Below are 24,477 nucleotides of genomic sequence, written 5' to 3' on the forward strand. Positions count from 1 at the left end.
ATCTACGAATCTGGAAAATCACACACCGGGCACTTCACGAACCACGGATAATGTTCAAATTCTTCTTTATGATAGTTATCATTAAGATGTTTGACCAGTTTATGACCATTACTATCACAATGCGTACGGACCCAAAATTCTCCGCAACTGTTACAAGAAATATGGAATTTAATGTTTTGACTCCCCGGGATAACCTTATGTTGGATGTCAGTGTCGGTACTGCCGCACTCCCAACAGATAAACGGGGTCTTTTGCTCTACAAAATGGTATTCAATCATCATTTTAACATATGCTTTAAGATTTCGTATTTGTCCGGGGATACAGGATATGGAGCCAAAGCTTTGCCGTGGATTACGGTCAAAAAGCTGGTTAACTCTTTGAAAGTTTTGTGCCATTGTATAGTTTAAATAGCCGCCAAAAAACTGATAGCGATCGTCGACATCCGGATGAATGAGAAAAGAAGCATGTGATGGCTGATCGTGGGCATGGAAATAATTTAGATAATGATTAATCGCCACTGTATTAATATCATGAAACCAACCATAATGTGAACTTTGCTCCTGATAATTTCGATATTTAGCATCCAGGTAAAACCATTTTGTGATTCGTCTTTGTTGCAACCCTTCTCCTGCAAATACCGTCAACTCAAAAGCATAATCGGGTTTTTTCCCAGCAATGTATTCATTAAAATGAATGATTACTTCAAGTTTTTCAATAGAGACGGATCCGTCCGCGTATAGATGATTCGTATGTTTCTTTCCGGTATGTTCCATTTTAATTTGAAAACCTTCTAAGTTCCCTGCTTTTGCTTTTTCCATCCTTCTCCCATCAAAAAATTGGTCAATTACGTTTTTAAAAGAATGTCCAGTTATTGTTTCCCAGCCCGTATCATGGAAGATTTTTAAGATTCGAATCAAAATCCAATATTCATATAATTCATCTGTCTTTTTTACGATGATATCAATTTCTTTAAAATCGGAAGTAAATTCATATTTCTTATCAAGCGCCCTTAAACTTTTCCATAGCATAGAATAATTCTTATCATTGGTAAAAATTTGAGTGAGCTTCCAACGATTCTTTTTCTTTGTCACACCACTTAGAAAAGGAATCTGTAAATATCCATCTAATTTATCTATTAGTTTTCTTACCTTTTCATTGCTGGCTTTAATTTCTTCTAATTCGGTATGAGTTCGAATCTGCTTTGTATTTAAACTGTTAATTTGCTTACGAATTTCTTCTTTGAATTCTAAAACTCCATATAGATTAAACCAATACTCAAGGTCTGATTGGGTAATCACTTTTGGCACTTCCATACCATTAATACTCTTCAATTCTACAATGTCAAGCGGATATTCATAGGTATCCCGATAATACTCACCATTCTGATTTTTAGCTTGATTTCCCCTTAACGGGTCATCATCTTTGATGGAGTTTTTCTTCACAACTGCATGGATGTTCATCACACTTTTGTCATTCAGTTCAAATAACTTGTATAAAAGAAAAACATGCTGCCGAAAATCTGCTGTAATAAGTTTTAGGTCCACTTTTCGTCCTTTAATAGGAACAAGTCTCCGATTTTCATTCACAATACGATATTTTAATTTTTGATTAAGAAACATAAAGTCAAGTGGAAAAACACGGTTCACAATATCAAACTGATAACCATTAATTGTTGTCATTAATTGATGATAGATAAAACTCATCTTAGGTGTAAAATTCTGGTTGTACTTGGCAACTTGAAAAATTACTTCAATTGTTTCATCCTCGTTGTTTTGTGATTTGAGCTTCTTAAACATATTTCGGCAATAATTCACTTTGAAAAAGGGATTGATACTAGAATCTGAAATCAGTTCCTCTAAATCTGTTAAGTTATGAACCCCATACTGCCCAACTAGTTGCCCCACTTGGTCATCAATTTCTAATTTTCTTTGGAGACTTTCCTTAGAAATATACATCTTTGAATCTTCTAGATACCTTTTTAATTCTAATAAAGCAAAACAAATCATTTGGTTTTCATAAATATCGGTGGATTCCGATGGCTGTGAAGAAATCATTTTAACATTACCTTCATTAAGCAAAAGATTCATTACTGTTTTCGAATTAAACTTTTTAATATTGCGAATCGGTACCTTCGTAAAGCGCTCTTCAATTTTCACTTTTGGTTGTTGATTAATTCTTATCAACGGGCTATGTATCTGTTCAATGGATTTTTCAATATCCTCTAATGTATGCTTCCACATAAGCTGTATCGACTGCTTAGAGGCGTTATGTTCCATGATCAGCTCTCTTCTAATATTTATAATATCATTGAGCATTTCCTGATATTTTTCAAAAGAAAGAGAAGAAGGCAGGATACACGCTTTATAGAAATTAGGAGATACCGGTGTTATTGATCCCTTTTTGTATACATTAAAGAAAAAAACACCTGCATTCACTGAACCAAAAACAGCCTTATCTAAACTATTTGAATAAGCCCATTTCTTATCTCTGCCCTTTTTCAGCTTCGGTTGGTCGAAGAAGATTTGCCTTTTTTCATCATATTGTAACTCTTTCTCTAGCACTTCTTTCTTTGGAGAATACTTGATTTGAAAATTACTAGGGTCTTCATCATCGGCTAGGTCAGTTAATTGAAACACAAGTACATAAAATTCGCTTCCTCTTTCCTGTCCTCGAAAATGACTTTGTGCTACAAATGTTTTATGCCGATTTTCAATTCCTACTACCAATTCAGGGTACTGCTCAAGGTTTTCAAGAAAAATCACATCTTTATAGACGAATTTTCCATTTTGATTCTGAACTTGTTCCTCATCAAGAATAAATTTGGCCATCAAAGCTTCGACTTTCATTAGCCCTACCTCCAATAGGTTATAGCTGATAATTTATTACTGCTGCCAGAATCAAAGATTTTCATTTCGTTTAATACGTAATATGAGCGTTTTGTACTTTCATTGATAAAAGATTGCAGTATCAACATCAATTGATCCAAGTCAGTATCATAGCTGTCAGTATTGATTTTGGGCAATATTAAACTAGTACTGACAATATCAATTAAATCAGCGGATTCCAGCACTCCTGCACCAATCATTTGATTTACAGCACGATCAAACCGGTTAGTTAAATGCAAGTCAAACTGACGTAACTGCTCTTTCATCGTATGAAACTTCTTCTTTTCTCTTTCATTCTTCTTACCATTTTCAACCCGAAAATCCTCAGTCGAAATATCGACTTGTTCGCGAGGGATATTTAAATTTAGAACATTTTCTACTGCTTTTTCCATTTCAATCTCATTAACAGGGTCGATCTTCATTAAGAAGCTTCGATCCACAACCTTCGGACTTAAATCCTTTGTAGTTTCATCTTTATTGATTGTACCAATGAACCGGACATTTTCAGAAATTTCAAGAACCGATTGATATGTATGGATAAAATGAAATTGTTTTTTCATTTGAAAATAGTTATTTATGTCATTTTGCCCTTGTGAGGCTAAAAAATCTTCTAATGACATATCAGCAATTTTCTCTTGAAAATAAACATAACGCTCACTTAATTCTTCCTCTATTTCGAGCTTAATATTTTCACTGTAAAGCTGTATCTTCCGATCCGTCTGAAGTTTACTTAAAAATTCTGCAAAATAGTACTCAATATGAGCAAGGTTCATCTCGTCCAAGCAAATAAAATAGAGTTTCGATGGATTGTTTTTTGCTTCTAAAATTGCATCTAAGAAAGGAGTTGATACGTAAGTCTTTTCGATTGGATTCAAGAATCCTAACAGGTCGCTTTTATCCATCCAATTCGGCTGAACTGGAATAATGCGCAATTCAGCATCCACTGCCTTTGAGAATCCTTCAACTAAACTAGTTTTACCTGTCCCTGGCCTCCCCGCTAACACGACAAGCTGATCGGTTCGTAATCCTGTATAAAATTGCAATAATGTTTGGGTATCAAAATACAACGGCTTTTCATCATCGGTTAACAAATAATTCTTTACATGCTCGATCATTTCTAATGGGTGGTCAAACTTTCTTTTCGTCTTTTCTCGTGAGATCACAGATTTGGATTTACCTTTTTCCGTAAATAACCTAAAGATTTCTAGATTATTTCTGATCTCTTCCATCTCATCAATTTCTTGCTGTAATGTTGCTTTCATTCTTTGCTGTTCTAACTGTAGTTGCTGCTTTAAATCTTCTTCTATTCTTTCATAGTCTTCTTTTAAAATTGAGATTTCACCTTGATGAGCTGTTATTAAATCCTCTGTATATGCTAACACCTTCCGTTTTTCCTGAATATCATATTCTATTAGCTTGTTAAAAAAGTGTTTATTATTTTTTGTTAAATATGCAATTTTCTTTTTGGTATCCACAGCACAATCATTGAGTATCGGTCGTTCTTCGGGATAAGCATCCAATAAATTTGCAAGATAACCGTCAACCAATTCTGCTTTCATAACTGTATCTTTTTTTATTTTAATTAAGTGGGGTTCTGTTTCCCTTTTGCCACCATATAGGTCAAGATTAAAAAAGACGTAATCTCCATGGACAATCTTTTTATCAATTAATTCTTTGGTTACAGGGAGCGTTCCAAGAATTGTTTTATAATTTAATCCAAACGGAAACTTCAATGGAGACAGATGCTTGTTATTATCTATAATCCTTGGATTAATAATCTCACAATTATTTTCTTTTATTGAGTGAACTTTACCAAATAGACGCAGGTCGCTATTTCCCACAAACTGCTCCCAAAACTTACTTCTCTCTTCATAAGGTTTTTCCAAGTAATCTAGCAGATTCATTTGTTCCCGCTGTAGTTGTTCTACCATGTTAGATCTCCTAACTTCCTATTCTTTATTAACTTATGCCTATCTTAATTAACGACAGTCTTGTTTTTTCGTAAATTGTCTTTAAGAAGGTTCCAACCTAAAAAGGATAGGGATTCTATCATTAGGTCACTGCCTCCTTCTCTTCTGCTAGCAAAAGTAAGACTAAGTAAACCGACACGTCCTTGACCCGGATCATTAAACTTCTGTTTTATCAATCAATTCTTTAATCGTAATCGAAACGATCTTGCCATTTGGAAAGGAAAGCTCATTTTCATGTACCTTGATATGGATGAAGGAATGTGCAATCTTATATTAAAAAAATAAAATACAATCCTAACCTTCTTTACTTTTCTTTAACTATTTTCATTTAGAAAGTGATTAGAATTTATCTTTCAGGTTTTTTTAAATTGAGTAACTCAATTATTTTTAGTTTCATAACATAAACAACCCTTTATCATTTTGCGGATATACATAACCACCCATTTTGCAGTTAAAATCTTCTTGACTATAAGAAAGCTTTTTATCATTAAAATAACCGAATTTTTCGCCTTCTTTTCCAACTAGTTTAAAGGTAAATCCTTCATTTAATAATAAAGGATTCGGCGCGTCTATTCTAATTATACTAAATTTACTAATACTTTTAATTGTTTGTGAGGTAATATCTGTTTCATTAAGTTCAATAATTAAATCTAGATGAGACTCAAATATTAATCTCTTCATAAAATCAAAGACTGAAGAAAATAACTCATTTAAAAAAAGCACTTTGACTTCCTCATCACTACTAGATAATTCTTGAATTAGGATTCGATTTTCTTTAACGAACGGGTACTTCTTTCTTTTTGAATCGTACTCCGAAAAAATCTTCATAAGTTGCCCTTTATTTGCAAAATTCGTGAAAATATATTTTATAATATCTGTCCGTTGTACAGAAACATGTAAATCTTGAATTTTTCTTTTTAACTTTGGTTTTGCTACAGTTCCAGCAAAACTTTTTGGTGTTGTTGGAGCAATTACTTCTTTCTGCAGTTCCTCTAGTGCTTTACCAAAGTAAATCCCTAATTCGACTAGTCTTTTATATTCCGAAATCGATAAAACTTCTTCGATTTCTCTTTTAAACATATCCACTTTCTGGTTATCTTTGTTTGCCTCTAATAAATAATATGCATTAGGTATACCAAAATAATGACCAAATCCTTCACTTGCATTAGATATAACTAGTCGAGAAAAATTATGCCAAGCATCAGGTGAAGTTTTTTCTTTTGTTACTTTGATTACTTCTAAAAGTTCTTTCCCGGCATCTATTTTTTTAAAAGCTTTCCCAACCCTATATGATGTTTCAGCTATATTCATTTAATTCCCCCCTATATTTCATCTTATACGCTATAATCATCCCAATAATTGTATTTGAATTCCAAATATCCATCCTATCAGTGCTTTCTGTTGCACGACCATGAACCAGATCATTTCTTTTTTTTCTTATACGTTTTAGAAGTTCACTATCTCTGTCTGTAATTGGAATGTCCAATTTATCTATTAAATTATATAGCTTTGCAAATAACGGAGCATTTGTTAATGCAGCAGAAAACTTTTGTTTAATATCCTTGTATAACCTATCTTTATCTTCTACATCTCCATCAAAAATTGAATCAAATTCATTCAATGCTACATCTACTATTTTATTTCTGATATCTTTATTTAATAATGGAGGCACTTTTTCACCTGATAGTAAAAATTCTATAGCTATATTACTAAATATAATTTGGTCTTCTAAATCAGTAGCATCCCAACTACGTTTGAGCCACTTTAAGGCATTTAACAAATTCTTCTTCTCATTGGAAATATTATTATCCATATTGTCAGCAATCAAATCTTCATACCATTCTAAACCTTCTATTCTATCATTAAAACTTTCATCTAGTTTTAATACATTAGGTTCAACTATACGTTCCATATCGGAAATAACTATACCATTTGTCACCAAATTACGAGCATAAACTATGGATCCAATTTGGGGCTTTGGTATAAAAACATCCCTATTCCACTCTGCAACTTGGTTTTGAGTAGAATACAATTCATACAATGAATCCTGTTTAACAATGTGATTTATGGCGTTAAGCGCATCTTCAATTTGCTTACTCGCTTGACAATATGCCTCATAGTAAGACCGACTATCTACATTTACTTTCGCTATTGTAAATTCTTTCCACTTCTCTTTCAATTTATCTTTCATTAGTAAAACATCATCATTTTTGGAGGCTCTTGCCAGTAATTCTACATTGCCTATCCCTATAGCATCAGTTTCCACTAATATGTTATGAACCGGTATCATTACTATATAAGGTTGAATATGATTTGCTATTCCTTCGATATTTGTCTCCCAACCATAACTTCTAATCATAAAATCTATAAGATAACGAGGATCCGTACTTTCTGAAATAAGTACACCTACATTAGAATTTTTGAGATTGTACACATTGGTACTAAAAAACAACTTAACAGTAGTATTATTTTCTTTCCTAACAGATAATACCAAACCAACATACTCTTGCTGTATACCTTCACCGTAATCAATATAAATAGAGAATTCATGAATTAAATGAAAGCTTTTGAGATCCTTCTCAAAAATATCTGTAAGAACTATTTCACCGTAATCATCGCTACCTGAATATCCTATAAAATTAAAACGAGAAGGTTTTATAAAGTTACCTTCAGAAACCTGTATTTGTAATTTTATTAGTGTTTTTTTATCCGCATTTAAATCTAATAATATATACATATTATTAGCAAATCTAATAAGTTTCTCCCCATCTCCTATTTGTTTATCTGTTAGTTGTTCCAATGAACTTATAGTTGAATTAATCTTATCAATACTTATCTCTTCATTTGACTTTTGACTTTCATATTTAGTCAATCTATTCTGCATTAAATTTAATAGTTGTAATGCAATATTTTTATTAATCCCGAATAGATTACCTTTCAGTGATGATGCTCCTACTAATAAAAAAATTGGTACACCCCCATTATCGCCTTTGAGAAGAAGTGCTTCTACCATTTTTTCATCTTGATACATTATGAGTTCATAATGCACAATTGAATTTTTAAACGGCTCAAAGGGAAATTTTAGTGGTGTACGCTTGGCTGCAATTCTAAACAGTTCCGTCATTATGATACTCCTTTAGATATTTATATTTATATTATAATAAGAGCAAAAAAATTGGTATCCTTATAGATGTAAGTAACAACCTTCCATTTTTTCAACTATCTAAATATTAAGGAAAAGGCAACTCAATTAAAATTAGTCTCATTATTCATCAAAAAAGCATAATATATCTGAACTTAAAAGCTTTTTATCACTTGTAGGAATAAATAGACTTCGCTTTTCTTTTAAATCCCAGTATTCTGTACTATATATAGTTTTTCTAGTTTCTACTTTTATTTCCTCCTTAGTAATTCAACTATCTTATATCTAAAAACTTATATTCCGTTTGTCTTCTTCTTTTGCTTCAATAACACCTTTTATGATTAACACAGTTAGTGTCGTCCCTACACTATCACCAATGAAGAAGCTTAACCACGTCATTTATACCATTCCATCCAGAATAAAAAGCACCATCGAAGGTGCTTTTTATTCTTTAATAGAATTTTTTAAAACGTCATATGAATACCTCAGATTATTTAAAAAAGCATTAAAGTGTTTGGAGCGTTCTTCATATTCTTTTACAGACTCTTCATATTCTTTTGCAGACTCTTCATATTTTTTTGCAAGCTTTTTAACTCCAATTTCAACCTTCTTGATTTCATCTTGAATATCCTGAGTAAAGGAATTATTATGCTCTTTCTTAATTTTATCTATGTCACCTTGCAATCCCTCGAAGTTATCTTTCATTTTCTCTAGGTCATCTCGCATTATAAAAACATTATCTTTACAAACACTTAAGGCCCCTTCAATCAATTGTATTTGCTTTAGTGTTATATTCTCTACCGTTATAACTTTTTTGTATTCTTCTCTACTCTCAAATTCATCTAAAAAAATTCTATTAATTAAAGTATAATATATATATCTAAAGGTAAATATAAACCTATTTTTGGCAGACGTATCTTTCCTTATAGGATTTAACTCTAATGGTGGTAACTCACCAGTTTCTTCATTTGGAAATGGAATTGATGGTGGTACGAAACAATTCTTAGGAATTCCAAAATTTTTACACACATTAATAATATCATTGTTTTCAAATGAAATATCAACAAACTGATGCGCAAATTTATTTCTAATTCTTTGCAGGTAAATAATATTTAATCTTTCGTTTTGTGATATTAATCCCAAATAATAAGACATTTTTATTTTTGAATCAAAATTTGTTAATACTCCATTACCCTTAAATAAATCTTTTTCAACACTATCAGTTTTAATAAGAATAATTTTTAATAGTTCGCTTAATAACTGGTCTATTATAGAACCACAAACCAACACCAGTCCTCTATCACTACTATTTTTAAGTTCTTTTTCAAACTCTTCATATGCTCCCAAGTATTCTTTGTTTTTAATAACACGTTCATAAAAATCATTTCCTTTTTTGTTTCTCATTTCATCTCTCCTTATATGTATATCTATGTATTCATTCTAACTAGGAGTATCCGTTTTACTATATATTTCGTTCGACATTAATCGTCAAAAATCTCGAAAAAATGGAGTTCTCCTCATTTATATGTATATCCAAATAATTTAAAATGCAGATTGTAAAAGGGGGAATTGTTGTGAAAAAAGTTATGGCAACTGTTTTAGGTTTGTTAATTGTAGCAAGTGGGTGCAGCTCAAAAATGTATGATGAGCAAGTTGATTCAGGTAAAAAGGCAATAGAAAAAGGGGAATATGCAGATGCTGTTAACTCTTTCGAAAAGGCTGCAAAGGATAAATCAACAGATGACATTCAAAAATACATTCGATTAGCAGATGATATGAAAGACAGTGCTACTGCATTAAAAGAAGAAAAATACGAAGTGGCAATTGCAAATGCTGAAAAAGTTACAAAAGAAAAAACGAATGATAAAATATTCAAATCTGCAAAAGAACCGGCGGATAAAATCATCAAAACTGCTAAGAGTTCTCAAGAACAAAAAGAATCAACAAAGAAAGAAATTCAATCGGGGAAAGATTTATTAAACCAAAAAAATATGATGAAGCCTATCAAGCTTTCAAAACAATAGCTGATAGAAAAGAATCACCACAACTTATAAGTGAAGCAACAACATTAATGAATGAAGCGATTACATCGAAGAAACAACATGAAGATGAACAGGAAAAGGTAAGAAAAGAGAAAGCAGAAAAAGAACAAGCTGCGCAAGAAAAGAAAAAAGCGGAACAAGAACACCAAAAAACAAAAGAAGAAACTAAGAAACAACAAGACACAGTCGCGGATACAAGTGAAATAACTGAACACGAGGCTGAAGACCTTGTACGACGACAATTTAATTTCTCATCAGATGTAGTAGTACAATATAATAACGACGATGAGAATGGTAACTTTGTTATCCAAGTGTATGAAGATCATCCCGACCATACGGCTACATTAGGATGGTTTGCTGTAAATCCAAAGACAAAAAAAGTTAATAAAATGCAATTATAAAATTGAACAAAGAGAAACATTCGAATAAAAGACTTCTATTACTTTACAGTGAAATAGAGGTCTTTTTCATTACAATATGAATATTGTCAACTCATGTGCTCCCTCTCCCTTTTCATTGTCCCTGATTCCACTTGGTATTCCTCGTGTTCTTGATTTAGGTATCTGGCCTGGAAAAAGGAATTTTGCTTGTCTATACAAATTTAATTTTGATTTTTTACAAGTTTTATTTGGAAGGTCATTTACCTTACAATATGGAATGACTCAACAGGTGATGGTAATTATCATTTTGAAAAGTAACATTAGAAAACTATTAAAAAGCAATGGAATAAAAGGAAATTGGATTGTACAGCAATTAAATATAAGCCAGAATCAAGTGATTAATTATGTAACTGTCAAATTTTATCCTCCAGTAGTCAAAGTATTTGAGTTAGCAAAAGTATTTAATTGTAGAGTCGATAATTTATACAAGGTACAAGAAAAAGACCCTGCTAATTAATTACTCGAAGGGTCTAGCACGTATTGAGGTAAAGGATGTCCCTCAATAGATTCCATATACATTTCAGCCAATCTCGATCCATCAATTAATCTAAGGTATGTAACTTTGAATTCTTACCTTTAAAAACTTCAATAGAGCTACCATAACTATCTATTTCTTTAGCTTGAATATTAATCTTGTTATCAGGGGCAGCATCCCTATTAATACGTACTTGAATTTTTATCTTATCAATATTATTTATTTCTAATTCAACCTGCATTTGTTTTGTATTATTAAATTTAACTTGAACAGACTTTTCTTGTCCAAAAGATACAAGAGTGATCGACATGCCGCATATAAAAAATAAAAAGGCTATATATGCAAAAAAACTATACGGAAAAATTAAAAATTAAGTAGAGACTGTAGGCACTATATAATAAAGATTTATTTATTGCTAAAATATATAACGAAGATAAATGTCGCCTGATTAAATACTATTACAAAGAGCTCAACCTAAAGAAAAACCTTTTATTTCCATCCTATAAACCATTAAAATATGCAATTTTCGAAAAATATCACCAGAGAAAACTTAAAAAATACGCACGATATGTTAACATAAAAACTAGAATATCAAGTTAAAAACTAATATAAAGTACCACTTAGCCTATAAACTTTTATATCCATTTATTTAAGTTAATTCTTCATAAAATGAAAGTTTTATTAGTTTAATGAGCAATAATGTGTTTAAGTAAAAAAGTATGTTAACCATTCTCCGCCCAATTTGCAACAAAGGAGCGCCTCATTTTAGAGACCCTCCTCACTTTTTGGATATTCCAACACATCCGTCTTTTCACCTTACTAAATATATAATAGCAATAAACAAAAAATATTAGATATAAGAACAAGTAATCAGAATTTCGATTATCAAAAACTATACATAGAAGAAGACCTCCAAATATTGCGGGTTCCTTTATACAAAAACAAATGAATACTCAACAATCTAGTTATTCCAGAAATTAATCTATATATTTTTTACGTAATTGTTTTAAAAATAGAGTTTCATTTTTTAATTTCCCCTTCTTACTTAAACATACTACATACATCCTATACGCTGCTTTAAGTTGCTTATGTTCTTTTCCATATACTCCTCTTATTATACTTAAACAATCCTCTATATGCTTTTTCCCTTTACGCATGTTACCTTTTTCAGTATAAATTGCCGTTAAATTTAAATGTAACATAGATTTATCAAGATTATTAATAGCTCGCTTATCATATATTCTTAGTGCCCTTAAACTATAGATTTCCCCATCTTGAACATTACCAGACTCAAAAAGAGTCGCTCCCAATTTTGCCAAGTCTTTCGCGACTTCAATATGATTTGGACCATAAACCCTTTGATCAATTACAAGTGCTTGTTTCAAATATCTCTCCGCTTGACCATAATCTTTCATGCAAGTATATAAATTTCCTAAATTGTATAGAATTGGTGAAACTGATGGATGTTCTACCTCTACTAAGTTACCTAAGATTCTTAAAGAATTTTCATAACATTCCTTAGATTTCACATATTCCCCTTCATATTCATAAACCATTCCTAAGTTATTAAAATTCTTTGCTAAAACATCGTTAGTTTCAGGATCGGGGAAAACCTTCTTGTTGATTCCTATAGCCCTTCTAAAATACCTCTTTGCTTGAGTTAAATTGTAATTGTAAAAGTAGGCTAAACCTATATTATTATATTCTCTAGCCACGTTAAAATGATTCTCCTCAAACAATTCATGATTAATTTTTAAAGCTTTTTTATAATATGTTATCGCCTTATCAAAGTTACCCGTTGTGGTCCATAGCGTTCCTAAATTACTATATACTGAAGCAACATCAGTTTTAATATACCCTTCTCTTTTTTCCGAAGCTTTAACTGCTTCTAATAAAAATTTTTCTGCTTCTTCGTATTCGCCCTTTTCTGTAGAAATTTGCCCCAAGGTGTTAAATATCATTGTAGCTATCCTTAATCCTATACTATCTATATTATCTTCAAAAATTCCTTTGGCTTTCCATATTGATTTGCTGGCAGAATCCAAATCCCCTGCAGATAATTCTAAATTTGCTTTAGTATTTAAATATGAGCACCTATCTTTATAATGTATTCCTTCACCTTCAAGTGCTATTTCTACCAATCTTTTTGCATCTGCTGTCCTTCCCATTTTCATATTAACAACCGCTAAATTATGGTAAGATTCTTTTGTAAAAGGGCTATCCTCCCCATATAAGTTAATACTCATCTTTTGAGATTTTTCCGCCATTTCTAATGAAATTCCCAGGTTTCCTATTTCACTAAAAGCTGTTGTACACCGTTGCGATAACATAAGTACATTATGAGATATAAGATTTAATTCTTCTGCATATTCAAGAACCTTAATCAAATGTGCTAGCAAAACATTTATATTAATACGATTATTAATCGTTTCTATATTGTCCTCCAAAAAATTTATAACCTCTTGTAATTCTGTTTTTCGTTCTTGCCCGGATAACTCGCTTAGAATTACAACTTGTAATAATCTATGTATATAAAAGAACTCTTCGTTTGTCTGAATTAAGGAGTACCTTTTAAATAACTTAATAACTTCATCAAATTCAAGAATTGATTTTAGTCCATGACTTAAAAACTGTGGGATAAACCCCTCTTTTTCATCAAAAAACATTTTCTTAGAAATGTTATCAGCATCTAAAAACGAACAAAATAACATAAATTTTTTACAAATCGGCATAATTCCCGAAACTGTTTCTAGAGATATTTTCCAAGTTGTTAAAACTGTTTCATTATAATTTAATGCTTTTCCTTTACCCATAATCTCGTTTTTATATTGCTCAAATCTTTGTAGGTACTCTACTAGACTTAAACCTGTTTCACGAATATAAGCACTTGCCTGTTCTAAAGCTAGCGGTAAATAGCCTAGTTCTTTTGCTAATTTTAATGCGGTAGCTGAATCCTTTTGATTAGTACTCTCTAGTAGAAGGTCTTTTGAAAAATTTTCATTGAGTACATCTACCGGTATGGATCCTCCCCATTCACAAGATCTAGAAGTAGCCAGTATATTCCCTTTTATATTTGTTGGAGTATATGTATATACCAAATCAGGTTCTTCTAGGTTATCGAAAATAATAAGCCACCTTTCATTTGCTTGCATCCACTTTTTCAATATTTTTATAGCAATTGATTGATTCTTTTCATCGACTATAGGTAAACCTAATTCTCCACATAATTCTTCTAAACTACTCAATATAGCATGTTCATTTTCCGCATTAATCCACCATACAACATCATACTCGTTTTCATACTTAAAAGCATATTCTATAGCGAGCTGAGTTTTACCAACTCCCCCCATTCCACAAAACATTTGAATTTCACTAGTTTTATCTTCCTTAAAAAAACTATCTTTCAGTCTTCTAATATCACTATCTCTACCAGTAAAATAAGGATGTCTATGGTATGGAATTTTCCATATTCTTTGTTTCTTTAGATTTCCTAATTTCGAATCTCCATCTGATAGTAATAGTCCATTTTCTCCCCTCCTCCCTCTATCTACCTTGAAAAAAAGGTTGTAGTGCTGCTTTGATTCCCAATTGCCAGTTCTAGGATCATATTCATAAGGTATTTGCTCACAAGTTCTAGATTCCTTATTAACCTTTAATATTGAAAAATTGTTTCTGTATCTTTCTCCTGCATATGTTGCTCCTCCTATCACCGAGTAAGCACGGTTAAATATTCTTGAAGGCTCTTCAATAGCAGCATGAACATGACCTGATAAAATCAGATGTGTTCTTTGTGATAAATACCTGTAGGTACCTGGACGTTCATATGTATTTTGTTCTTCATCATTTAACCATTCCTTTGGATGGTGCACTACAGCAATTGTTATTGGACCATCATCATAGTCAGAAGGATTAATAAGTTGTTCGGTGGATTGCATAAGCTCTAGCTGTGGTAACCCCAACCATAATTTCCCCCTATCTTCATTCCCCCTACAAAACCACGCACTATTAAGTACAACAAATTTAATTCCGTGTATTTCCCTTTGGCCCACCAAGTTAAATTCCTTGGATCCCATGGATAATTTTTTAATTTCCATTCCTTCACAAAATCTCTCAAATGCCTCAAAAGGGCGAATAAAGTTTTCTAAATGCTCTACTGACAACCAATCATCTGCATCAGCTGCATTTTGGGGCGTGCTCATTCCTATCGTTTTATTCCTATTAATATCATGGTTACCCGCACAAACTACGAGATTTTCTTTTTCAACATTTAAAACATTCAACAAACCATCTATCCACTCATTTGCTATTGAATATGCTGATTCCTTTCCTTGCCAAGCTATATCACCTGATATAACTACAATATGCGGCCGATCCCCATCCTTTAATTTAGATAATGTTTTAATCATTTCCTTCAAAGCATTATCCCTCTGCGCTTTCTTTGTTTCATCCTTTTCTGACTCCATTCCAAAGTGGAGATCAGAAATATGTAAAATATTAATCTCGTTTAACATATTTTCCTCCCAAGTATTCTTTCTATAAACAAACCATCTATCCAAAATTTTTATATTTACAAACTATCGACAATCTTATAAAAAATTATAATTTATATATACCTTTGGTCACAAGGAAAAACGAAGATAGCATTGATTTATTATTTACAATTTATTCTTAATTGATCTCAGTAATATTATAAATATCCCGAGTATCTTGTATTACTTTGACCATACTAAAATAATTAAATACAACAAATACTCTCAATAGTTTTCCTTTTAGCATTGTATATTTTGGTATTATTTTATATAAATATATAATACCCAAACTAACTTAATACATATTATAACATTGTATAATAATGAAATTATAGAAAGGTGGGTATAAGGGAGATGGAAATTCTAGATATTTTAGACAAAATATCATGGACTTCTTGTTTCATCCTATGAATATACATACTTCTTAAATAAAACAAAGATGACACAAGTAAACCCAACTAACTAGTTAGATTTCTCAAAGAACAATATCTATCTCTTCTTATCAATATGTCAAAAACTTCATTGATTTTAAATACTATCTGTTTGTTTTTAGCTATTCATTACTTTATTGTTACCGACTTTTCTAATTTACAAATGTTAGACACTATCTACCTAATAGTTATTATTTTATGGATTCTGGTCTTCGCCATTTCGATTATCAAGAAATTTAAGAAGTAAATCCATTACACTATATTTAGCAGGAGGAAAAGCAAATGAGCACTTACCAAGATCGCTACATCTACCCATCTATTTTTAATTTTTCTAATGAACAAGTCATTGTTACATTCCCTGACTTAGCAGATTGTCATGCTAATGGTACTAACTATGAAGATGCTTTTGAAACTGCTAAAAAGACGTTAGCAACTCATCTATATGAAATAGAAGAAAATAAAGGCGCTATTCCGCCCGCTTCTAATCCAACTTCTATTCAAACTACAGACAATCAAATTATCGGCTTAATGGAAGTATGGATGCCACCATTCCGTAGTGAAATTGAAAATAAAGCAGTAAAGAAAACATTAACTATTCCTCACTGGCTTGATAAAATGGGAAAAGCTAATAATGTAAACTACTCTCAAGTGCTACAAGATGCATTAAAAAAGCATTTAGGTATTACTGAAAACAAGAACGTATAAAAGAGATGAGTTATTTTCATCTCTTTTTTCTATCTCCATAAAAAAAATCAAAAACCATTTACAGAGAATGATTTTTGATTCTTCCTTCCTAATCAAAAGCCTTCTTAATAACTTCAAAAGTAGCTTTTAATGATCCACCCAACAAAATTATCCCCAGAAGAAAATAAATAATAAAAATTGCATAATACACATACAAATTAGAATTTATCGGCAAATAAGGGAACAAAAACGTTGTGAGTAAAAACGTTAACGTAACGAGCATCAGTGTCAAATAGTTCAAATAAACGTTTTTATTTTCTGTCCTAGATTCATGATTTTGAAAAGACATACAAGCAATAGAAATTGCAACCAGACCTATAATTATGCTTATTCCTAATTTCGCTGTTTCCTGAAGCATCTCTGTTAACATTTTCATATTTCCTACAGTATTACATATTACTGTTATCACTGTAATAATTGCTAAAGCAACGACTAATCGAGTAATAGCTCGAATGTCTTTACGGATTTTTCTCATATGTGATAGCCTCCTCCTTCTATACAAGGATAAAAGAAGACTGTATTAAAATCAATAAAACTTAATATTAAATTTTACACATAATAACCTTCAAGACAGCTTCTAAACTTCATCATACGGTCTATACTTACCACGCAATACTTCTAATTCTTTCTTCTTCTCTTCAATATCTTCACGAAGAAATAAACTTACTCGTTACATTTTCTTAAATGGCACAAGTTTACCATCTTTAATCATTTTATTAATCCTCGCTTTACTAATTCCTAAAACATCCATTACCTCTGGTGTCGTTAATACTTCATCATGTAAAAAAGAAAGCAGTTGCTCTTTATCTTCAAATTTGTACACTCTATTCATCTCTTTTTTCTTTAAAAATCCCAAAGAGTCGCAATGACGTATTTATTATATAAAGGACTAAAATAATAATTAACAAAATATCCAAAATCGTTTTAAAAATACTCGTTTCAATTGAATCTCGAAAATAGGTAACGTAACACAGTGTAATGAAAATAATTAAGAATCTTGATGAATCACTTGTTTTCTTCATATTGTTTACAAATTGGCAAGTTGTTATAATGTGTATAGAAGGGAGAAGGTCGGCTTCTCTCTTCTGCTCAAAATCATTTTTGTTTACGTCTGGCTGGGCGTTTTCGTTTGGTTTTGAGCTTTTTTACTTTTCGTGGATGACTAGGACTTTTTCGATTGATTGATAGTGTTGTAAGTATCATTCCTAGTATCAGTGCTAACTTTGCCAGTTTGTATCCTCCTTTCATTCTTTCTATATTTATTAGACCACTCCTATTCACTTAGACAAATAGATAATGCATATATTAGTTATTTTTTTGTTTTTTTATCCATTTGATTTCTAATATTCATTTGAGCTTTATATTGTTTACTTAGAGAATATAGTTCTCTCACCACTTGTCCCGTAATTTCATTCTCTCCTTAAAAATATTTCTACAGTTAATTCACAAAGAAGCCACCTATTTTTACAGATGGCCCCCTGGTTAATTACAAGGTTAGAATTTCTCACGTAATCCTTCTAATTCTTTTTTCTTTGCTTCAGCATCCGTACGTAAAAATAAACTAACCTTGTCCAACTTCTTTACGGATTCAAAGTTCTCTCTTTAATTAATTAATTCATTTACGTATGCTTTACACCTAATATTTCAGATGCTTCGCTAGTAGTAAGCGAAGCATCTGAACTCATTTTTCTTACAAGAATATAACCCCAAATCTTTTTAATCTGCAAGCCTTAAGAGATCTATGTCACTTGAGTAATGTCTATTATTTTTCTGGTGTTACAACTTCAATAATGCCTGTAAAAATATCAATTAAAATAATGGGCAATAAGAACATCTGTATCAAAGTAATTTCTTTAGGCCATTCAAAAGATACCTCTTTTACACTCGCATCATATTGAAATAATAATGTAAATGCAAATAACAAAATACTTATACACACTTTTAAAAGTGTTAATCCTTTTTTTACTGCATTGGGGCTCATATTGGATCGAAGCATTATGATACACCCTACGAAATAAGCAGCGGCTATAATAAAAAATGACTTCAGTATAGGCTCTGCTTGTTCCATAGACAATTTAAAAATCTCAATGTTCATTAGTTAAACCCTCCTCTCTCTAATAGACAAAAATATATTAATTACTATGCATAACTTTATATCGTTTTATAACATTATTCAAACTATATGTTTCAAATTAGACAGTCATTACTCCTCCACTTCGATCCCTAATATATAAGCAAGTATCGTTCACTTGGAAAAAATGGTCCCTTGCAACTTGTTCCTTCATTTCATTCTCTCTTTAAAAATCCCCCTGCAGTTAATTTACAAAAAAAGAAGCCAACTATAATTAGCTATCCGTTCGCTTAAAGCCTATTTAAATTTTAAAAAACCAGTAAAAAACCTTTCAATCAATCATTCTTTCTTTAGATAAGCCACTCCTAAGTACTTTCGGTGTTTTATTTAAACCATCAAAATGTATAAGTGCGAGTTCTTACTTATCTATTCCTGTTCTTAAAGGCGATTACCTTTATGTGAAAGTAAGTGAAGTGGGAACACCCCATTCATATTCTGAGGCTTTAACTGTTAATGGTGTTATATATGCGGGGACTTCTTTAGACTCAGTTATCTCTTATACTGGTCCATTCAGTTCTGAGAAAACATTTAGATTACGTATCAAAGATTATTACGTCTTCTCAAACACATCAAATTCTATGGCTTTGTTCCTTTCTCAATGCAAGTATTATCTAAAAGCCTATCAGTTCATGTGGAATAATATAAAAGGTGATACCATGAAGACTATACTCAAAGTTATTTGTACTCATCTCCTATTAATTACAAAACCTATTTCTTTATCTATTATGTTCTTCTGGTACAGGAATTGAATCTAGACAACGGAATTGAAAGCATTACTTTTTTACTTTATAAGTTGTAATGCTTTCATATAATCCTCTTTTTTCTCAAGTGTCTTTTTTGCATTTTCTGCCGTTAATACATAATCTACTACAATATTTTGTAATAATTCCTTCTTAGCATTTGGCAGCTGAATCGTTATATCTTCCACGCTTCTCTTATTATTTTCAATTGTTTTATTAAATGCTTGAACACTTCTTGCAAGCTCTGTTAATTTTTCCATATGTGCGGGATTGTTTACATCTATAAAGATATTACTTCTAAACACTGCTGTAACATATTTCTTTGAATTTTTCTTTTCTATTTCTGCTTCAGCCTTTTTATCGAAAACAGCATCTCCTGTATACATTTGTTCAAACGTAAATAAATCATTATTCCCTTTTCCAGCATAATATGTATTGAATTTTTCTTTTAAATCATTCGCTTCTTTTTTTATTTTATAATTATCATTCACTACTTTAAGAGAAACTTGTCCATCGAATGATAATTGAAATTGTAAATACGGTTTATCTACTTGCTGTACATGGGCTATTCGTACATCTGGCCCTAGTATATCTTTACCGTTTCCAATTGTTTCAACTTGATCTAGTTTAACAGAAAGACCATACTCCGATTTTGTATAATTTTGTGCTTTTTGTTCAATTTCTTCATTCGATATACCGCACGATGTTAATAGTAGTAAACTAATCATCATGCTATATGTTATTTTTTTATTTTCATATGGTAGCCCCTCTTATTTTCACTTTATATACACAAATGCTAATATAGATTTAGAAGAAAGTCACGAAGTTTCACAGAAAGAAGAACAATTTCGAATAAGTTTGCTATATGTATAAAATTAAAAGATTTACATATATTCTACTACTTCTTAAGGAGGCATTTATCTTGAACTATGGCTGGGCTGGAACTATTGAACAATTTAAAGAATTAGATTTAAGATCATTCATTAAACAATTGCAATATCATGTTTATAAAACCAATGCAGATGATACCAAAATAGCTTCTCAAAAGAGAGCATGGATTGATAGCTACAATAAGCTACAAGATTTATTTAATCGATTTTCTAATTTAGATGCATCACTTATTTTTGAATATGAGATTTTACGCGGAGGTGGCCGTCGTCCAGATATACTTTTATTAATCAATGGTTATTTGATAGTCATCGAATGTAAAAGTTTTAATAACGTTTCACCTTCTGAATACATTCAAACATCGCTTTATATGCGTGATCTCCAGCATTATCACTCAGCTATTCAACAATCTAACATGCAAGTCATAGGTATTCTACTGCTTACAAACTATGAAGGTGAACAATGGGAATTCCAAAAAGATTATCAAGTAACCCTTTCAACAGTTGATGGATTGGAAAGTATTATTAAACGAATATTAGAGAAAACAGAAGTACAAACGTTGACGCTAGACGAAATAATCAATGGTTTCTATGAACCTTCACCTTCTATGCTAGAAGCTGCTCGTTCCATTTTACATAATGAACCACTCCCTGATATTAAAGCAATATCAAGCAGTAATTTTCCAAAAGTACAACAAACTATACGCACAATTATTCAGGAAGCACAAAATACAAATACTCATCACTTAATTTTAGTATCTGGTGAGCCAGGAGCAGGTAAAACATATTTGGGTTTGACCATTGCACATGAAATGAAAAATGCAGTTTATTTATCTGGTAACGGGCCATTAGTAGACGTATTACAAGATACGTTGAAAAATAGAACGTTCGTACAAGGCCTATATGGATATAAAATGGATTTTCTCGAAAAGAAAATCATTCCAAAAGAACAAATTATCATTTTTGATGAAGCACAACGAGCATGGGATACAAAAAAAGTCGACCAATCACTCACTCGAAGAAAGCGAGAAGCCCAACACTTAAGTGAACCGGATATTATAATGAATATTACGACACATAATAAGCCGTGGAGTGTAACAATTGGCTTAATTGGGGAAGGTCAAGAGATCTATTCTGGTGAAGAAGGCGGTCTCCCTCTGTGGAATACTGCGATTGCTGGAAAAAACGTTACTGTTCATTCTAAACACCCTAATTCTGTATTCACAAATGCAGCACATTATAAAACTCATTCTCAGCTACATTTAAATTCATCTTTCCGTGCTCATGCAGCTTTAAAATACTATGAAATTATTAATACTTTATTAAATGTTAGTTTTGAACAAACGAAACAGCTTATTCATAACCTACCAAAGGAACATTATCAGCTTTTTATTACGCGTGATTTAGAAAAAGCAAAAATCACTTTAAATCAGCTTTATCAGGATGATACAAAAACAGTTGGTGTCGTCTGTGCTGGTGGCGCTGATCGTCAAAAAGAAGTCCCTGTTTTACCACGAGATGAACGATATGAAAAGCCTAGTAAGATCGCTCAATACTTTAACTATCCAGGGTCTCAATACTATTGTAAAAATCTCAACTACAGCGCAACTGAATTTCAAACACAAGGACTTGAACTAGATATGGCGCTCGTTCATTGGGATGATGATCTTTATCTACAGAATGGGGCTTGGAAAGGACAACACTATCAATGGGGTGTCGAAGATCCATTCCAAATTAAACTCAATGCATATAGAGTTATTTTAACAAGAGGGCGAGATGGAACAATTATTTACATACCACCAAAACCTATTCTAGATGAGACTTGGAACTTACTTAAAAATCAGTTGAAAATCCCTGAATTAATGTTTTAAAACCTATAATAAGAGACTATATTCTAGATTCCCTCAGAATATAGTCCCTTATTTTTCTATTTCACAGCAAATTGGGAATTAGTCTTACATGGCTTAAAACAATTGCAAGAAAAAGTTGCCTCAAACGTCTAGTATTTTAGGAAATTACAACTAAAGAAGTTGCTGTTTCTTTTATTACTTTAGCAACTTAATCGCTTTGCGTTACTTGTTGTACTCTTTATACTATTAATTATTATCGGATGAAGTTATTTCTGCTAAAAACTATAAAAAAAGGAACCTTAGGGTGTCTTTTCTATATGGAAAAATCCCCAAACATTGTGTAGGGATCTTGTTTTTCTTACCAATTAATTTTTGTTGGATTTAACTTAGAAATATTTCCACGTACCAATTGTTTTTCGTTGCTGTCATAGATACCGATATCACCAGAGAAGTTTTCCCAATATTCCCCTAAATAGTCTTTTGATGGTGCTTTCAAATCTACATATAATCCCATAGTCCCAAAACTTGCCACCTGGCGCGCTGCTGTGTCTCCTACTTGTTGTGCTCGTTCTTTCGTTGTTCCCGCTGGAACGATAACTACAATTCGAGTTAGACTGTCTTTCGCTTCAATATGGACGTCTTGCGCCTGTGCAGCCACCTTTATTCCATCCTTTGCTGTTTGGATGCCTAATTGGCTTAATTTTACATCTTTATTACGCGCTCCCTGGCCTTGTGCTGTCTTCGATTGTTCCACTTTTTCTTGTGATTGTGCCTCATTTAACCCACTGGCTTTCGGTTGTTCAACAGGCGTTGACTCCGCTTTTGGTTCTTCTTTAACTGTTTCCTTTGCTACATTTTCATGCTGTTTTGACTTATCGGTCGATTGTTGCACCGTTACTTTCTTATCTTCTTGCTTCTTTTCTACCTGAAATGCTTTAACTTTTTCTTTTTGTTCCTCTTTCTTCACATCTTGCTCTATTTTCGCTTCTTCAGTACCACACGCTGCCAATAATAAACCTGCTGCAATTGTTAAACCTGCTAATTTAATTGCTTTCATAATAAATACCGCCTTTTCATAATTTAATTCTTTCATATGCATAAACGACCTTAGCTACAAATATTAACTTTGTACCACATATCTGAATTATTTAAATGATAACATATCGATATTCAAATTTACTATATTTAAATATTAATTTTATAATCTATTTTCAATCAAAACAAATTAATCTTTTCATAAAGACCAGAAATTTACTATTGGCACTAAGCTATTAAAAAGTTTGTTATGAAAATTAAATCCGGAGCAAACATGAATAAGGAGAAATTCGCTTATTTCAACAGGATTGTAAATAACTTAATGGACAAGTTCTACTTTGATAAAGAATTTATGGGAGCATAGAAAATGCCCTCAAACACTAAACGTTCGGAGCTCCAAAAGGAAAAAAAGCATGCAGAGGGAGACACCTCTACAACCACAATACAGATTATCATAGTTTCACATTATAAAAACATCTAAATTTCCCTTTATTACCCAAAAATTTATATATCTTATTTATGTAATTTATGTTATGGTTCCATATGTTAATTAGTTACAATATTTTTAAAAAGGAGTGTACAAAAATGCAAGCAAAAAAACTAGCATACGTAATTTTACCAATCATGTTATTAGGGGTAGGTTGTGGGATATCAAAAGACCATCTGAAAGAGTCAGCTTCACAAGAAACTGTATCGGAGACTTCTACGGAGTCATCAAGACATAAGACTTTAAATGATAAGTCCTTAACATATACAGATTTCTTATTTGACCTAAGTGATGAATTAACCGAAGCTTCTAATGCTGTGTATGATGCAGTTGGTGATGATAATTACAAAATTGCACTCAACGATTTAAAGAAAGTAACTCTTAAATTCGATGAATTAGAGCCTAGTGATGATTACAAAGCCATTCATGAGAAAGTACTTCAATCAATGAAAACCAGAAGAGAAGGTATAGAGTTAATATTATCAAACATAGATGATAAAACAAACAGTGATTTCTTGAGAGGGTCATATCTTCTAGGGGAAGCACTTGATTCTTATATAGATGTATTAGGTGAAATAGCACATAAAAACAAAGGGTAGAACTTTATGAAAAGGTAACACAACAAGAAGTGTACAGAAATGGAATTATCCACAAAAGAACTAAAAGAATTACTTATGAATGCGTGATAT

At 31.7% G+C, this 24,477-nt stretch carries 17 protein-coding genes and 4 pseudogenes; 8 read left to right on the forward strand and 13 right to left on the reverse strand.

What is annotated here, in order from left to right; all coding sequences use genetic code 11:
• Positions 1 to 2 precede the first annotated feature (2 nt).
• The 5 genes from BUA87_RS09425 to BUA87_RS09445 form a co-directional block, all read right to left on the reverse strand.
• The gene (locus BUA87_RS09425) at positions 3 to 2,846 is read right to left on the reverse strand and encodes a nuclease domain-containing protein (RefSeq protein WP_072939412.1); all 2,844 of its coding nucleotides are present in this window, start codon (positions 2,844 to 2,846) and stop codon (positions 3 to 5) included.
• Positions 2,847 to 2,851: 5 nt separating this feature from the next.
• Positions 2,852 to 4,816, reverse strand: a complete 1,965-nt coding sequence (locus tag BUA87_RS09430) for an AAA family ATPase (protein WP_072939416.1) — start codon at positions 4,814 to 4,816, stop codon at positions 2,852 to 2,854.
• A 432-nt stretch (positions 4,817 to 5,248) separates the two neighbouring features.
• Positions 5,249 to 6,166 carry a hypothetical protein gene (locus tag BUA87_RS09435; RefSeq protein WP_072939419.1) on the reverse strand — a complete coding sequence of 306 codons (918 nt, stop codon included), beginning with the start codon at positions 6,164 to 6,166 and terminating at the stop codon, positions 5,249 to 5,251.
• Complete coding sequence (locus BUA87_RS09440) at positions 6,153 to 7,979, reverse strand: HEPN domain-containing protein (protein ID WP_072939422.1); 1,827 nt, start codon at positions 7,977 to 7,979, stop codon at positions 6,153 to 6,155. The genes BUA87_RS09435 and BUA87_RS09440 overlap by 14 nt, the downstream gene beginning before the upstream one ends.
• Positions 7,980 to 8,441: 462 nt before the next feature.
• Positions 8,442 to 9,401 carry an MltR family transcriptional regulator gene (locus tag BUA87_RS09445; protein ID WP_072939424.1) on the reverse strand — a complete coding sequence of 320 codons (960 nt, stop codon included), beginning with the start codon at positions 9,399 to 9,401 and terminating at the stop codon, positions 8,442 to 8,444.
• Positions 9,402 to 9,571: 170 nt separating this feature from the next.
• Between BUA87_RS09445 and BUA87_RS31765 the strand changes: the two genes are divergently transcribed.
• From BUA87_RS31765 to BUA87_RS31775, 3 genes are all read left to right on the forward strand, one after another.
• Positions 9,572 to 10,021, forward strand: coding sequence for a hypothetical protein (locus BUA87_RS31765; RefSeq protein WP_256678947.1), 450 nt, complete (start codon positions 9,572 to 9,574; stop codon positions 10,019 to 10,021).
• Positions 10,022 to 10,068: 47 nt separating this feature from the next.
• The gene (locus BUA87_RS31770) at positions 10,069 to 10,440 is read left to right on the forward strand and encodes a hypothetical protein (RefSeq protein WP_256678948.1); all 372 of its coding nucleotides are present in this window, start codon (positions 10,069 to 10,071) and stop codon (positions 10,438 to 10,440) included.
• A 76-nt stretch (positions 10,441 to 10,516) separates the two neighbouring features.
• Positions 10,517 to 10,936, forward strand: coding sequence for a helix-turn-helix domain-containing protein (locus tag BUA87_RS31775; RefSeq protein WP_256678949.1), 420 nt, complete (start codon positions 10,517 to 10,519; stop codon positions 10,934 to 10,936).
• On the opposite strand, the pseudogene BUA87_RS32125 reads toward BUA87_RS31775, so the two are convergent.
• From BUA87_RS32125 to BUA87_RS09465, 3 genes and pseudogenes are all read right to left on the reverse strand, one after another.
• Positions 10,933 to 11,031: pseudogene (locus BUA87_RS32125) on the reverse strand (restriction endonuclease); the annotation flags it as partial. The gene BUA87_RS31775 and the pseudogene BUA87_RS32125 sit on opposite strands and share 4 nt — an antisense overlap.
• Complete coding sequence (locus BUA87_RS30910; protein ID WP_072939427.1) at positions 11,022 to 11,264, reverse strand: hypothetical protein; 243 nt, start codon at positions 11,262 to 11,264, stop codon at positions 11,022 to 11,024. The pseudogene BUA87_RS32125 and the gene BUA87_RS30910, both read right to left, overlap by 10 nt.
• 667 nt (positions 11,265 to 11,931) lie before the next feature.
• Complete coding sequence (locus tag BUA87_RS09465) at positions 11,932 to 15,465, reverse strand: tetratricopeptide repeat protein (RefSeq protein WP_072939431.1); 3,534 nt, start codon at positions 15,463 to 15,465, stop codon at positions 11,932 to 11,934.
• Between the two features lie 731 nt (positions 15,466 to 16,196).
• Between BUA87_RS09465 and BUA87_RS09470 the strand changes: the two genes are divergently transcribed.
• Positions 16,197 to 16,619, forward strand: coding sequence for a type II toxin-antitoxin system HicB family antitoxin (locus BUA87_RS09470; RefSeq protein ID WP_072939434.1), 423 nt, complete (start codon positions 16,197 to 16,199; stop codon positions 16,617 to 16,619).
• Between the two features lie 88 nt (positions 16,620 to 16,707).
• On the opposite strand, the gene BUA87_RS09475 is transcribed toward BUA87_RS09470, so the two are convergent.
• The 3 genes and pseudogenes from BUA87_RS09475 to BUA87_RS09495 form a co-directional block, all read right to left on the reverse strand.
• Positions 16,708 to 17,133 (reverse strand): hypothetical protein, encoded by a 426-nt coding sequence (locus BUA87_RS09475; protein ID WP_072939438.1) that lies wholly within the window; start codon positions 17,131 to 17,133, stop codon positions 16,708 to 16,710.
• A gap of 102 nt (positions 17,134 to 17,235) precedes the next feature.
• Positions 17,236 to 17,514 (reverse strand): annotated as a pseudogene (locus BUA87_RS09480) (helix-turn-helix domain-containing protein).
• Between the two features lie 906 nt (positions 17,515 to 18,420).
• The gene (locus BUA87_RS09495) at positions 18,421 to 18,753 is read right to left on the reverse strand and encodes a hypothetical protein (RefSeq protein WP_071742753.1); all 333 of its coding nucleotides are present in this window, start codon (positions 18,751 to 18,753) and stop codon (positions 18,421 to 18,423) included.
• A gap of 383 nt (positions 18,754 to 19,136) precedes the next feature.
• On the opposite strand from BUA87_RS09495, the pseudogene BUA87_RS32130 reads away from it, so the two are divergent.
• Positions 19,137 to 19,429, forward strand: a pseudogene (locus tag BUA87_RS32130) (hypothetical protein); the annotation flags it as partial.
• A 141-nt stretch (positions 19,430 to 19,570) separates the two neighbouring features.
• Here BUA87_RS32130 and BUA87_RS09505 read toward each other — a convergent pair.
• The gene (locus BUA87_RS09505; RefSeq protein ID WP_098655442.1) at positions 19,571 to 20,260 is read right to left on the reverse strand and encodes a hypothetical protein; all 690 of its coding nucleotides are present in this window, start codon (positions 20,258 to 20,260) and stop codon (positions 19,571 to 19,573) included.
• A gap of 191 nt (positions 20,261 to 20,451) precedes the next feature.
• Between BUA87_RS09505 and BUA87_RS09510 the strand changes: the two genes are divergently transcribed.
• Entirely contained in the window at positions 20,452 to 22,287 is a 1,836-nt protein-coding gene (locus BUA87_RS09510) for a DNA/RNA helicase domain-containing protein (RefSeq protein WP_072939450.1), read from the forward strand.
• A gap of 337 nt (positions 22,288 to 22,624) precedes the next feature.
• Here BUA87_RS09510 and BUA87_RS09520 read toward each other — a convergent pair whose 3' ends face one another.
• Positions 22,625 to 23,359 (reverse strand): DUF874 family protein, encoded by a 735-nt coding sequence (locus BUA87_RS09520; RefSeq protein ID WP_033657567.1) that lies wholly within the window; start codon positions 23,357 to 23,359, stop codon positions 22,625 to 22,627.
• 130 nt (positions 23,360 to 23,489) lie between these two features.
• On the opposite strand from BUA87_RS09520, the pseudogene BUA87_RS31785 reads away from it, so the two are divergent.
• A pseudogene (locus BUA87_RS31785) lies at positions 23,490 to 23,665 on the forward strand (helix-turn-helix domain-containing protein); the annotation flags it as partial.
• Between the two features lie 221 nt (positions 23,666 to 23,886).
• The gene (locus tag BUA87_RS09530) at positions 23,887 to 24,387 is read left to right on the forward strand and encodes a hypothetical protein (RefSeq protein WP_072939453.1); all 501 of its coding nucleotides are present in this window, start codon (positions 23,887 to 23,889) and stop codon (positions 24,385 to 24,387) included.
• Positions 24,388 to 24,477: the final 90 nt, after the last annotated feature.

It is taken from the genome of Bacillus sp. bc15 (assembly GCF_900142585.1).
In the GTDB taxonomy this organism is placed as follows: domain Bacteria; phylum Bacillota; class Bacilli; order Bacillales; family Bacillaceae_G; genus Bacillus_A; species Bacillus_A cereus.